This window comes from Maritalea mobilis, assembly GCF_019800885.1.
Taxonomy (GTDB): domain Bacteria; phylum Pseudomonadota; class Alphaproteobacteria; order Rhodobacterales; family Rhodobacteraceae; genus Roseibacterium; species Roseibacterium beibuensis.
Map to the genome: position 1 here is coordinate 682,747 of NZ_JAHVKE010000002.1, position 13,229 is coordinate 695,975.

Genomic DNA, 13,229 nt, shown 5'->3' on the forward strand with positions numbered 1-13,229 from the left:
GATTGTCGCAATTCTGTCATACCGTGACTCGGAGAGAGAATTCTGGGTTAAGCTTTTCCTGCATCTGCATTGATTCGGGGGACAGATGAGCGTGCCAAGATCCGAAGAGATCCTTGCTGTAGCCAAGGAAAACGTCGCCGCCTTCATTCGCGATCAGGCCAGCACACGGTCGCTGACGCCCATCATCCGGACCCTCAATGACGATCTGCTCAGCGGGGATGAAACGGCGCGCGACATGGCCGCACGCGCCCTCGCGCATCTCGGGTTCCTCGAACGCGCCTGACCCGTCCGGCCCGCGTTTCCCTGACCATCCGCGCTTTTCCGCAGGTTGGCCAAGCCTCCTTTGCCGCGTTGGGTGCCTAAGCCTTCCGCCCCTGCGCCCGCATGACGCGACAGGCTGGCCCTGCCATTCCGCGAAAGAATCCCTTATATCAAGAGGGAACCCAACAAAGGGACATCTCGCGGATGCTGAACCTGGGGCGCTTGTCGATCATTCTGCTTGTCGGGCTGAGCGTGGTTTACCTGAGCCTCTATTTCTACCTGCGTGCGGGCGCGAAGATGCAGCTTGAAGAGGACTGGGTGATGGAAGGCCGCCCCGGCGACCGCGACGACTGGGTCGCCGAACGGCTTGAACCCCGCGCCGCCAGCCTGCGAAAATGGCTTGTCTTCCTCGTCTATGTCCTGCCCATCTGTGCCCTGAGTGTCACCGTGTACCTGACCAATTGAAGGATCGTTCCCATGCATTGGCCCCGGATCATCTTCCTGTCCTTGCTGGCCCTCTTTCTCGGGGCGTTCCTGCATTACACGCTGCCCCAGCGCGACATCGTGCGTGTCACCGATACCGAGATCATCCGGCAGGATTTCTCGGGGTGGAATCGCCTGTTTTACGCGCAGGGCGATAGCGGCGGCGCCAACCCCGACAGCCGGGACTTGCGCCTGATCAATACGGTGCAGGCCGATGGCGACGTGATGGTTTTCCGCAACGAGGACACAGGCTTCGGCTGGCCGCCCTATTTCAAGCTCGACAGCGCCGACCTGCAGGCCGAGGCGGCAAACCTCGTCTCCGATTCCGAGACCCCGCGCTGGGTCGCCGTCACCCATTACGGCTGGCGGTCGCGGCTGCTCACCACCTATCCCAACGCGATCAGCATGCGCGAGGTCGACGGCCCCGACGTGACCCTGGTCCCCTGGCTCAACATCGTGATCCTGCTCGTCTTCGCCGGGGTCCTCTTTATGGCCTGGCGGATCTGGGAACGGTTCGAGGACCGGGTCATCGTTCCCATCGCCGACCGCACCGCCGTGCGTTGGGCCAAGCTGAAGGATTGGGCGGCGGGTCGCGGCTGATCCCGCCCCATCGCATCTTTATCCTTCAAATATGCAGACCAGCGCCGAAAGGGGCTCAATGCCCCTTGAGGCGCTTTTTCGGGCGACGCGGCGAAGCCGCGGCGCAATCCCTCTCACCGTCACTCGCCGTAAGGCACCCAGATCGTCTTCACTTCGGTCGCGGCCTCGAGGAAGGCACGCCCCTCCCCATCGCCGCCCAGCCAATCGGGGTTGCCCTCGGGCGCCCAGACCCGCTTGAGGTTCCCGGCCGAGGCGGCGTCGATCATCGCCTGATCCGAGGCCGAGAAGTTCCACAGCGCGTCCACCTCAAGATGCCCGGCCAGCGCCGGGGCAAGATCGGCCGGGTCGCCCGTCACGATATTCACCACACCGCCCGGCACGTCCGACGTATCGAGCACCTGGTACAGGTCCGTCGCGGCCAGCGGGTAGGGGGATGAGGGCACCAGCACCACGCGGTTGCCCATCGCGATGGCGGGCGCGATCAGCGACACGGCCCCGAGCAGCGGCGCCTCTTCCGGGGCCAGCGCCCCGATGATGCCCACGGGCTCGCGCATGGCCATCGCCACGCCCCGGATCGGCACCGATTTCACACCGCCGTCAAACTTGTCCGCCCAGGCCGCGTAGGTGAAAAGCCGCGCGATCGAGGCATCGACCTCGGCGTCGGCTCTGGCCGCGCTGGTCGCGGTCAGGGCGCGCAGGCGCGCGGCGAACTCGTCCGCGCGGGCCGACAGGTTCTCGGCGATGTAGTACAGGATCTGCGCGCGCAGATGCCCGGTGGTCCTGGACCAGCCGGCAGCCCCGCGCGCGGCCTCGACCGCGTTGCGAATGTCCTTGCGGTTGCCCAGCCCCACATGGCCCAGCAATTGCCCGCGCTTTGACCAGACGGGCCGCGAATAGCCGCTGTCGGGCCGCGCCTGCTTGCCGCCGACATACATCTTGGCGGTGCGGTCCAGCCCCGGTGCCTCGACCGTGTCGGGGGCGGGGACCGGCTCGATCGGCTTGCGCGGGGTCAGTTTCGCCTTGGGTTTCAGGTAGGCCGACAGCCCCTCCCACCCGCCTTCGCGGCCAAAGCCCGACTCCCGCACCCCGCCAAAGGGGGCGGCGGCGTCGAACAGGTTGGTGGCGTTCACCCAGACCACGCCAGCGGCCAGTTTCGGCGCGATGTCGAGGGCGAGGTTCAGGTTCTCGCTCCAGACCGTCGCGGCCAGCCCGTAGCGCGTGTTATTGGCCAACTCCACCGCCTCAGACGGCGTGCGGAAGGTGGTGGAGACGAGCACGGGCCCGAAGATTTCGTCCTGCATCAGCGGCGCGGCGGGGCTGAGCCCGGTGATCAGCGTCGGCGGATAGAAACAGCCCTGCTCGGGCATCGCCACCTGCGCGCGATACACCTCGCCTTCGGTATTGGCCCCCACCATCCGCGTGATCGCCTGGTGCTGGACCGGGTCCACCAGCGCACCCACGTCGATGCATTTGTCCAGCGGATCGCCCACGCGCAGCTTGTCCATCCGCGCCTTCAGCCGCGCGTGGAAATCCTCGGCGATGCCTTCCTGCACCAACAGGCGCGAGCCCGCGCAGCAGACCTGCCCCTGGTTGAACCAGATGGCGTCGACCAGCCCCTCGATGGCTGAATCGATATCGGCGTCGTCGAAGACGATGTAGGGGGATTTCCCGCCCAACTCCAAGGTCAGGGATTTGCCCGATCCCGCGGTCGCCTCGCGGATGCGGCGGCCCACGGCGGTCGATCCGGTAAAGGCGATCTTGGCCACGTCCGGGTGGGTGACCAGCGACTCGCCTGTCGCGCCGTCGCCGGTGACGATGTTCACGACGCCCTTGGGCAACCCCGCCTCGCGGCAGATATCGGCGAACAGGAGCGCCGTCAGCGAGGTATATTCGGCCGGTTTCAGAACCACCGTGTTCCCTGCGGCCAAGGCAGGTGCGATCTTCCACGCCAGCATCAGCAGCGGAAAGTTCCACGGGATGATCTGACCGCAGACACCCAGCGGCGCATGGCCGGGCATCTCGCTGTCCATCAACTGCGCCAGGCCTGCGTGGTAGTAGAAATGCCGCTGCGCCAGCGGCACGTCGATATCGCGGCTTTCGCGGATCGGCTTGCCGTTATCGAGCGTCTCCAGAACCGCGAAAAGCCGGGCGTGTTTCTGCAACAGCCGCGCCAGCGCGTAGAGGTATTTCGCCCGCGCGTGGCCCGGCAGTTTCGACCATTTCGGAAAGGCCTTGGCCGCGGCGGCGACCGCGACCTCGACGTCATGGGCGCTGCCCTGTGTGAGCCGCGCAATCTCCTCGCCGGTCGCCGGGTTCTTCGCGGCGAATCCCTGCCCGGCATCGGTGAACGCACCATTGATGAAATGCCCGAAATCGGGGCCGCGCGTGGCGATCCAGTCGCGCGCCTCCGCGTCGCTTTCGGGCGCGGGGCCATACTCCATCGAGTCGAAGATTTCGCGGGTCGTCATGTCATGGTCCCCTGAAGAGGATGATGAAGATCACGGCGGCGAGGATCACCACCGCAGCCCCTTTGCGGATCCGGGCGCGCTGCGCGATGGCGGCATGGGCGCGCAGATCCTCGGGGTAGTCGGCATTGGCGCGCGACAGCGCGTAGAGATCGGAAAACCGCTGGCGTTGGGACTCCGTCAGCCCGGCTTCCGAGGTGCGCTCCTTCCGGTGCTCGGACAGGCCCATCCAGATCACGTAGATCGTCATGATCAGCAGAACGATGGTATTGAAACTGATCGTCATGGTCTGGCCCGGTCCACTCTGCCCCGCTCATCCCATCGGATGCCGGTAGCTGGCCGAATACTGGCCCGTCACGTGATGTTCCAACTGCCGCTCGATATCGCCAAGAAGCGACGACGCGCCGAAGCGGAACAGGTCGGGCCGCAGCCAACGGTCGCCCAGTTCTTCCTTGATCATGCTCAGGTAGACCAGCGCGTCCTTGGCCTTGGAGATACCGCCCGCGGGCTTGTAGCCCACCTTGAACCCGGTCGCGGCCTCGTAGGCGCGGATGGCTCGGATCATGGTCAGCGTCACGGGCAGGGTCGCGTTCACGCTTTCTTTGCCGGTCGAGGTCTTGATGAAATCGGCCCCGGCCATCATGCAGACCAGCGACGCGCGGGCGACATTCCGCAACGTCCCCAACTCGCCCGTGGCAAGGATGGCTTTGACATGCGCCTCGCCGCAGGCGGCCCGAAACTCGGCCATTTCATCGTAGAGCGCCTGCCAGTTCCCGGTCAGGACATGGCGGCGGGAAATCACGATGTCGATCTCTTTCGCGCCGGCCTTCACGCTTTCTTCGATCTCTTTTACCCGCAGGTGATAGGGCGACAAACCGGCGGGAAACCCGGTGGAGACGGCAGCGACGGGAATGCCGGTGCCCTCCAGCGCCTCGACCGCTGTCGGCACCATCTCGTGATAGACGCAAACCGCGCCGGTGGTGAGGGCAGGCAGGCCAAGCGCGTCGAGGATATCGGCGCGCACCGGTTGGCGGGCCTTGGCGCAGAGGCGCCGCACCCGGCCCGGCGTATCGTCGCCCGCCAGCGTCGTCAGGTCGATCAGCGTGACCGCGCGGGCCAGCCACGCGGCCTGATAGGCCTTTTTCACGCTGCGGCGGCCGGGCAGGGTGGCCGCACGGCGTTCGATGGCCGAGGTATTGGCCTGCACCCGCGCCACCCAGTCGAGGTCCAGCCCCGTGCCCGCGTTTCGCGGCAGGTGAAGTTGCGGCAACTGGTCGGACGGGGCGGTCCGCACGCTGGCCTCCGTGGCGGTCTGGGCTTCGGTCATCTGGTGTCGCGCAGGCTGGGAAGTGTCGGCGAAAGCGTGTCACGGGTGGCCTGCGAAGGCAAGCTTGACCAAACGGTCAAATTTCGGCGCGGGGCGCCCCGTCCGGCAGGGACGGCGCCCAAGATCAGGTCTCGATCAGGCGGGCAATCGGCACCTCGAACCGGGTCGTGACCGCGTTCAGCGCGCAATCGATTGGTGCCCGAACCCGCGGCCTGCAGACGCAGCGACCGCCGGTCTGCCCTGCTCACGTCCCGCGAGCCGAAGGTCTCGGGTTTCTGCCCCGCACCTCCTCTCGCCACGGCTTGCGCAAAGCAGCAGTCGCAACGCCTCTGCAGATGGACCGAACGAAAACGCCCCGCGCCGTGGTGAGGATATCGGCGCGGGGCGGGAATAACGCCGCCGGTGAGGGGCGGCGTATTCGGTGTTCAGACGGTGTCAGAGTTTGGTAGGCCCAGCCTCCAGCACGTCTTCCAGCGTGCGCAGCCCGGTGCGCGGCGCTTGCACGAGGACGGACATGTTCCCCGGCTTGTGCTCGTTGCGATACATCTTGGTATGCGCGTCGGGCAGTTCCGACCAGGGGAAGACCTCGGACATGCACGGGTCGAGGCGGCGCTCCACCATCAGCTTGTTGGCGGCGGCGGCCTGTTTCAGATGCGCGAAGTGGCTGCCCTGCAAACGCTTCTGGTGCATCCACATGTAGCGCACGTCGAAGGTGCAGTTGAACCCGGTGGTGCCGGCGCAGATCACGACCATGCCGCCCTTCTTGCAGACCAGCGTCGAGACCGGGAAGGTCGTCTCGCCCGGGTGTTCGAAGACGATGTCGACATTGTTGCCCTTGCCGGTGATGTCCCAGATCGCCTTGCCGAACTTGCGCGCCTCGGTGAACCATTCCTTGTATTCGGGCGTGTTCACGGTGGGCAGCTGGCCCCAGCAGTTGAAATCCTTGCGGTTGATCACGCCCTTGGCGCCAAGGCCCATGACGAAATCGCGCTTGTCCTCGTCCGAGATCACGCCGATGGCGTTGGCCCCGGCCGTGTTGATCAGCTGGATCGCGTAGGAGCCAAGGCCGCCCGACGCGCCCCAGACCAGCACGTTCATGCCGGGCTTCAGCTCATGCGGATGGTGGCCGAACAGCATCCGGTAGGCGGTGGCCAGCGTCAGGGTGTAGCAGGCGCTTTCCTCCCAGGTCAGGTGCTTGGGGCGCGTCATCAATTGCTGCGCCTGCACACGGGTGAACTGCGAGAACGAGCCGTCCGGCGTCTCGTAGCCCCAGATCCGCTGGCTGGGCGAATACATCGGGTCGCCGCCGTTGCATTCCTCGTCGTCGCCATCGTCCTGGTTGCAGTGGATCACGACCTCGTCGCCCACCTTCCAGTTCTTCACCTTGTCGCCCACGGCCCAGACGATCCCCGAGGCATCGGAGCCCGCGATGTGATAGTCGGCGCCGTGCCCGTCGAAGGGGCTGATCGGCTTGCCCAAACCGGCCCAGACGCCGTTGTAGTTCACGCCCGCGGCCATCACGAGAACCAGCACCTCGTGGCTGTCGATCTTGGGGGTCTCCACCACCTCGACCTGGAAGGCCTCGTGCGGTTCTCCATGGCGTTCGCGACGGATCGCCCAGGCGTACATCTGTGCCGGGACATGGCCCATCGGGGGCATTTCGCCCATCTCGTAAAGGTCTTTCTTGGGTGCGTCGTACTCGGCAGTCGCCGGGTTGCTGTCGAGTGCCATGGGCGGGCCTCCTCCGTTTCCACGGCGATGCCGCAACGCGGAATCGCCTTCTTGCTGTTGCAGAAAGACATAGAGATGGCCGCGCAACAAAGCAAACAGGAAAATGCGGTTTCGTGAAATATTATGTCGTCGCGGTTTCCGCACCCATGCGGTCAGGACGTGTCGGGCCAGGCAATTCGTCCAAAAGATGCGCCACGGATTGGGCGTAGAACGCGACGATGGGCTGGCCGGGGTCGGTCACCTCGATCCGGTCGCCCTCCACCTCGACCATGCGGCGCTCCATCAACCCGCGCAGGCCCACCTCGACCGTATAGTCCGTGTCATCGCGCGGCACGTGAACGGTCACCCCCGTGCGGTGCGCCTCGGCGATCTGCGCCTCGATCCGAGCCGTCAGCGCGGCGCGGCTGGTCACGCCGTCGGCCAGCGCATGGGCGACCAGCGGCACCGGCGTCACCGGCATCACCTTGGCGATTCGCCGCATCAGTTCGTCACCAAGTGCGGCGGCATCGTCGCGATGGGACGTGGACAGGAACTCGGTCAGGCTCAGCGGGTCGCCGAAACTGACGGCGGCGTATCCGTAGCGATGGAACCGCCCCGTCAGGCGCAGCCAGATCTGCCGCCGCAAGTAGCGATAGATCGGGCGAACCGAGAAGCGGAACCGCCGCGTGCCGTTCAGATGCGCGTCGATCAGGTTCCGGTCCTCCATCACCCGGTCATAGTTCAGCGCCACGGGCACGAAGACCACGTCGCGCGACTGACCCGGGTCGAACCCCTCCAGGATGTAGGAGATCAGCCCCAGCTTCGGTTTGCCCAGGCCCCCCGTTCGGCTAAGCCCGCCTTCGGGAAAGACGGCCTGCGTCACGCCCGCCTCGGTCGCCATCTGGACGTAGCGTGCCAGCACCTTGCGATAGAGCGCATTGTTATAACGGCGGCGAATGAAATAGCCGCCCATCGCCCGCACCAATTGCCTCAGCGGCCAGACCCGCGCCCATTCCCCCACCGCGTAAGCCAGGGCCGAGCGTTCGGCCACCAGCCACGTGACCAGCACGTAATCCATGTTCGACCGGTGGTTCATGACGAAGACCACGGTCGAGCTGTGGGGGATCGCCTCGAGCGCCGGGTCGTTCGCATGGGCCAGCCGCACCCGGTAGAGCGACTGGCTCAGGAACCGCGCGACGCGGATGGCGAAGCTGAAATAGGTGAAGGCCGAAAATCCCGGCACGATTTCCCGCGCGTAGCGTTCGGCCTTCTGAAAGGCCACGTCCTCGCGGATCCCGTTCTCATGAGCATGGTCGGAAATGGCCTGCGCGACCTCGGGGTCGTAGATCAGGCGGCGCACCGTATCCATGCGCCGCGCCAGCTTGAAGGGCTGAATCGGGCGTGCCAGCCGCGAGTTCAGCTGCTCGACCGCCGATTCCAGCCGGCGACGCAGGAACCAGCGCACCGACGGAAACAGGAAATGCGAGGCAAAGGTGACCGCGGCAAACAGCAGGATCAGGATGAACAGCCAAAGCGGCAGGGTGACCGGCGTCGTCATGTCGGGCAGGCTGTCAGCATTGGGCGTTCAAGACAATCACTTGTGTGAGTCCGGAATATGGGCGTCCTGCACGGTTTGTTAAGCTTTACGTGGTAGGAACTGTCTTCGCCGCGGGAAACCTGTGCTTGCCGCGATGCAGCGAATTGACAGAGACAGATTATTTTCAATATATCGCCTTGGACGCAATGAAATTGCTATTTGCTGATTCAGGAGGCCCGCCCGTGACCGCCCAAGAACGTGACAAGCCCTGGCTCATCCGTACCTATGCGGGCCATTCCACCGCCAAGGCGTCGAACGCGCTCTATCGCGGCAACCTCGCCAAGGGGCAGACGGGCCTGTCCGTGGCCTTCGACCTGCCCACCCAGACGGGCTATGACAGCGACCACGTTCTTGCGCGTGGCGAAGTGGGCAAGGTCGGCGTGCCGGTCTGCCACCTGGGCGACATGCGCACCCTGTTCGACCAGATCCCACTGGAACAGATGAACACCTCGATGACGATCAACGCCACGGCGCCGTGGTTGTTGTCGCTTTATATCGCGGTGGCCGAGGAGCAGGGCGCCGACATTTCCAAGCTTCAGGGCACGGTGCAGAACGACCTGATCAAGGAATATCTCAGCCGCGGCACCTATATCTGCCCGCCGAAACCCTCGCTGCGGATGATCGCGGACGTGGCGGAGTACTGCTACACCAACGTGCCCAAGTGGAACCCGATGAACGTGTGTTCCTACCACCTGCAAGAGGCCGGCGCGACGCCCGAGCAGGAACTGGCCTATGCGCTGGGCACCGCGATTGCCGTGCTGGATGAATTGCGCCCCCGCGTCCCGGCCGAAGATTTCCCGCGCCTTGTCGGGCGCATCTCCTTCTTCGTGAACGCGGGCATCCGCTTCGTCACCGAGATGTGCAAGATGCGCGCCTTCGTCGATCTGTGGGACGAAATCTGCGCCGAGCGGTACGGCGTCGAGGATGCGAAATACCGCCGCTTCCGCTATGGTGTTCAGGTGAACTCCCTCGGCCTGACCGAGCAGCAGCCGGAAAACAACGTCTACCGCATCCTGATCGAGATGCTGGCCGTGACGCTCTCGAAGAAGGCCCGCGCCCGCGCCGTGCAACTGCCTGCATGGAACGAGGCGCTGGGCCTGCCGCGCCCCTGGGATCAGCAGTGGTCCATGCGGATGCAGCAGATCATGGCCTTTGAGACCGACCTTCTGGAATATGGCGACCTGTTCGACGGCAACCCGGTCGTCGATGCCAAGGTCGAGGAGTTGAAGGAAGGCGCGCGCGCCGAACTGGCCAACCTCGAGTCCATGGGCGGCGCCATCGCCGCCATCGACTACATGAAGTCGCGCCTGGTCGAATCGAACGCCGACCGTGTCGGCGGGATCGAGCGTGGCGACACCACCGTCGTCGGCGTGAACAAGTTCACCCAGACCGAACCCTCGCCGCTCATGGGCGAGGATGGCGGCATCATGGTCGTCGACCCGGGCGTGGAGGCCGACCAGATCGAACGCCTGAATGCCTGGCGCGCAGAGCGGGACGAAGACGCCGTGCAGGCCGCCCTTGCCGATCTGCGCAGCGCGGCCGCCGAGGGGCGCAATGTCATGCCCGCCTCGATCGCCGCGGCCAAGGCCGGGGCGACGACCGGCGAATGGTCGGGTGTCATGCGTGCAGTCCACGGCCAGTATCGCGGCCCCACGGGCGTGTCGAAATCGGTGTCGAACAAGACCGAGGGTCTGGATGACATCCGCGCCGCCGTCGATGCCGTCAGCGACAGCCTCGGCCGCCGGTTGAAGTTCCTTGTCGGCAAGCCGGGCCTTGACGGTCATTCCAACGGCGCCGAACAGATCGCGTTCCGCGCCCGCGATTGCGGCATGGATATCTCTTACGAGGGTATCCGCCTGACACCTGCCGAAATCGTCGAGGCCGCGAAAACAGAAGAGGCCCATGTGATCGGCCTTTCGATCCTGTCCGGCAGCCACATTCCGCTGATCCGCGAAGTCATGGATCGCCTGCGCGCAGAAGGGCTCGATCATATCCCCGTTCTGGTCGGCGGCATCATTCCCGACGACGATGCGCAAACGCTTTTGAGCTATGGCGTGACCCGGGTTTATACGCCGAAAGACTTCGAGTTGAACCGAATCATGATGGATATCGTGACCGTGGCCGACCCGAAATCCATCGCAGCCGAATAAGCCGGCCATTATCGGCCTGCTCCTTGCGTTAACCTTTAGTCTTGCCCTTGCGCCTGAAAAGGCGCAAGGCTGTGGATAATTAAAGGAACTGCGCAAAGGACCAATAAAATGGCCAAGGCCCTCGAAAAGATGTCGCTTGAAGAGTTGAAGGCCCACCGCAAAGAGGTGGATGCCGCGATTGTCAATTTCGAGAAACGCAAGAAACAGGAAGCGCTGATCGCCGCGCAGAAAGCGGCACAGGAACATGGCTTCTCGCTTGATGAAATCCTCGGCGCAAAAGGGACAAAGACCAAGGTCAAAGGCGCGCCGAAATACGCCAATCCCGTGGATGCCAGCCAGACTTGGACCGGTCGGGGCCGTCAGCCGCAGTGGATCAAGGACGCTTTGGCCGCGGGCAAGTCGCTGGATGATCTGGCGATCTGATCCATGACCATCCATATCGGCGCAAAGCCGGGCGAGATCGCGGAAACCGTTCTCATGCCCGGCGATCCGCTGCGCGCGAAATGGGCAGCGGAAACCTTTCTTGACGATCCGGTCTGCGTGAATGAAGTGCGCGGGATGCTGGGCTATACCGGCACCTGGCGAGGTAATCGCGTCACGATCCATGGATCGGGCATGGGAATGCCCAGCCTGTCGATCTACGCCAATGAACTTATCCGCGATTATGGTGCGAAAACGTTGATCCGGATCGGATCGGCCGGCGCCATGCAGGAAAAGATCAAGCTGCGCGATGTCGTGATTGCAATGACATCGTCAACTATTTCAACTCCGTCGAAAGGGTTCTTCCGCGAATTGAATTTCGCCCCCTGCGCGGATTACGACCTGCTTGAATCGGCGAATGCAGCGGCGAAGTCCAAGGGGATCACCACGCATGTCGGGGGGATCTATTCCGCGGATGTCTTTTACGACGAGCGCCCCGATCTGAATGAACAGATGACGCGGCATGGCATTCTTGCCGTCGAGATGGAGGCGGCCGAGCTTTACACCGTCGCTGCCCGCTATGGTTGCCGCGCGCTCGCCGTGCTGACCATCTCGGACCATCTGCTGACGCATGAGGCGCTGCCCTCCGAGGATCGGCAGTCGTCTTTCTCGGACATGGTCGAGATCGCGCTTGAGGCAGCGTTCCCGTCGGCCTGAGCCAGAACGGACAAAGAAACGGGGCGCATCTTGCGATGCGCCCCGTCCTTGTTCAGATCACCACCACGTCCAACGGCGGGAAGCCGTTAAACCCGATCGAGGCATAGCTCGACGTGTAGGCCCCGCAGGCGCGGATCAGGATACGGTCGCCGGCCTTCAGACCCATCGGCAGGGCAACGGGGCGTTTCTCATAAAGCACATCGGCGCTGTCGCAGGACGGTCCGGCCAGGATGCAGGGGCCCATCGCCTCGTGATCGCGGTCGGTGACGAACTGGTAGCGGATCGCCTCGTCCATGGTTTCGGCCAGGCCCGAGAACTTGCCGATATCCAGCATCACCCAACGGTGCAGGTCGTCATGCGACTTGCGCGAGACCAGCAGGACCTCGGCGGCGATCAGGCCGGCCTCGGCCACGAGGCCACGGCCCGGCTCCGCCATGATGCGCGGCACGTCGCCGAAGCGCTCGGCCACCAACTCGGCCACGCGGGCGGCATAGGCGGTCGGATGCGGGATGTCATCGCCGTAGAAAGCCGGGAAGCCGCCGCCGATATTCAGCAGGTCGAGGGCGAACCCGGCATCCTGGGCGTCGTGCCAGGTCGCGGCGATCTGGTCGAGGATCGGCGCCCACATCATCGGGTCGCGCGTCTGGCTGCCGACATGGAAGGACAGGCCGACCGGGCACAGCCCGAGCGCACGGGCCTCGGCCATCAGCTCCAGCGCGACGTTATGCGAGGTGCCGAACTTGCGGGTCAGCGGCCAGTCTGCGCCGGAGGCTTCGACCAGCAGGCGGATATAGACCTGCGCGCCCGGGGCGTGGGCGGCGATCTTCTCCAACTCTTCGCTGGCGTCCGCGGCAAAGATCTCGACCCCCACGGCATGGGCAAAGGCGATATCGGCGGGTTTCTTGACCGTGTTGCCGAACGAGATGTGCTCGGCATGGGCGCCGGCGGCAAGGCACAGCTCGATCTCGCGGCGCGAGGCGGCGTCGAAATGCGAGCCGATGGCGGCCAGACGTTCGAGGATCTCGGGCGCGGGGTTGGCTTTGACGGCATAGTGGATCGCGGCGCGGCCAAGACCGGCGGACAGCGCGTGGTACTGCGCTTCGACGCGGTCGATATCGAGGATCAGCGTCGGGCGTTCGAACGTGTGCAAGCGCGCGAAGGCTTCGAGGCGAGAAGATACGGGTGCAGCGGCCGAAAGGCCGGTAAACGTAGCAGTCATGGTCATCTCCGATAAGACCGGTGGCCCGAATGGGCCGGCTCAGTTCCAAAAGGAGACGTTACCGTCGCTACGTAACTGCGGTGGTTGGGCCCGTGGGGCTTGCCACCCGTGACAGAGGCGCGTGCGTTGGCGTCCGTAAACGCGCACATGGGACCAAACGTGAGTCGACGCAAGAGATTTCATGCGCTTCGATGACGATTTTTTAGGGGCGCGTTTTCCTGCAGGAAAACGGCAAGGAATTCTTCAGAATTCCTGCACGAAAAACTCGAGTTTTTCGGTG

General features: G+C 64.5%; 12 protein-coding genes. 6 read left to right on the forward strand and 6 right to left on the reverse strand.

Annotated features, from left to right (window positions below):
• Window positions 1-85: 85 nt before the first annotated feature.
• The 3 genes from KUV65_RS12225 to KUV65_RS12235 all read left to right on the forward strand — a co-directional run bounded on the left by KUV65_RS12225 (window position 86) and on the right by KUV65_RS12235 (window position 1,344).
• Window positions 86-283, forward strand: a complete 198-nt coding sequence (locus tag KUV65_RS12225) for a hypothetical protein (protein ID WP_222190965.1) — start codon at window positions 86-88, stop codon at window positions 281-283.
• A gap of 182 nt (window positions 284-465) precedes the next feature.
• Entirely contained in the window at window positions 466-726 is a 261-nt protein-coding gene (locus KUV65_RS12230; protein ID WP_222190966.1) for a hypothetical protein, read from the forward strand.
• Window positions 727-738: 12 nt separating this feature from the next.
• On the forward strand, window positions 739-1,344 hold the full coding sequence (locus KUV65_RS12235) for a DUF1523 family protein (protein WP_222190967.1): 606 nt from the start codon (window positions 739-741) through the stop codon (window positions 1,342-1,344).
• Window positions 1,345-1,463: 119 nt separating this feature from the next.
• On the opposite strand, the gene KUV65_RS12240 is transcribed toward KUV65_RS12235, so the two are convergent.
• The 5 genes from KUV65_RS12240 to KUV65_RS12260 form a co-directional block, all read right to left on the reverse strand.
• Entirely contained in the window at window positions 1,464-3,812 is a 2,349-nt protein-coding gene (locus KUV65_RS12240) for an aldehyde dehydrogenase family protein (protein ID WP_222190968.1), read from the reverse strand.
• Window position 3,813: 1 nt separating this feature from the next.
• Window positions 3,814-4,095 carry a hypothetical protein gene (locus tag KUV65_RS12245; RefSeq protein WP_222190969.1) on the reverse strand — a complete coding sequence of 94 codons (282 nt, stop codon included), beginning with the start codon at window positions 4,093-4,095 and terminating at the stop codon, window positions 3,814-3,816.
• A gap of 27 nt (window positions 4,096-4,122) precedes the next feature.
• The gene (gene deoC, locus KUV65_RS12250) at window positions 4,123-5,136 is read right to left on the reverse strand and encodes a deoxyribose-phosphate aldolase (protein WP_222190970.1); all 1,014 of its coding nucleotides are present in this window, start codon (window positions 5,134-5,136) and stop codon (window positions 4,123-4,125) included.
• 435 nt (window positions 5,137-5,571) lie between these two features.
• Window positions 5,572-6,867: a crotonyl-CoA carboxylase/reductase gene (ccrA, locus tag KUV65_RS12255; protein ID WP_222190971.1), complete on the reverse strand. Its 1,296-nt coding sequence runs from the start codon at window positions 6,865-6,867 to the stop codon at window positions 5,572-5,574.
• A 121-nt stretch (window positions 6,868-6,988) separates the two neighbouring features.
• Complete coding sequence (locus KUV65_RS12260) at window positions 6,989-8,404, reverse strand: 1-acyl-sn-glycerol-3-phosphate acyltransferase (protein WP_222190972.1); 1,416 nt, start codon at window positions 8,402-8,404, stop codon at window positions 6,989-6,991.
• A 185-nt stretch (window positions 8,405-8,589) separates the two neighbouring features.
• Between KUV65_RS12260 and KUV65_RS12265 the strand changes: the two genes are divergently transcribed.
• The 3 genes from KUV65_RS12265 to deoD all read left to right on the forward strand — a co-directional run bounded on the left by KUV65_RS12265 (window position 8,590) and on the right by deoD (window position 11,730).
• Complete coding sequence (locus KUV65_RS12265; protein ID WP_222190973.1) at window positions 8,590-10,593, forward strand: protein meaA; 2,004 nt, start codon at window positions 8,590-8,592, stop codon at window positions 10,591-10,593.
• Window positions 10,594-10,701: 108 nt separating this feature from the next.
• The gene (locus tag KUV65_RS12270) at window positions 10,702-11,016 is read left to right on the forward strand and encodes an H-NS histone family protein (RefSeq protein ID WP_222190974.1); all 315 of its coding nucleotides are present in this window, start codon (window positions 10,702-10,704) and stop codon (window positions 11,014-11,016) included.
• A 3-nt stretch (window positions 11,017-11,019) separates the two neighbouring features.
• A complete protein-coding gene (gene deoD / locus KUV65_RS12275) occupies window positions 11,020-11,730 on the forward strand; it encodes a purine-nucleoside phosphorylase (RefSeq protein ID WP_222190975.1) in 711 nt (236 codons plus the stop codon).
• A 52-nt stretch (window positions 11,731-11,782) separates the two neighbouring features.
• On the opposite strand, the gene KUV65_RS12280 is transcribed toward deoD, so the two are convergent.
• Entirely contained in the window at window positions 11,783-12,949 is a 1,167-nt protein-coding gene (locus KUV65_RS12280) for a type III PLP-dependent enzyme (RefSeq protein WP_222190976.1), read from the reverse strand.
• Window positions 12,950-13,229: the final 280 nt, after the last annotated feature.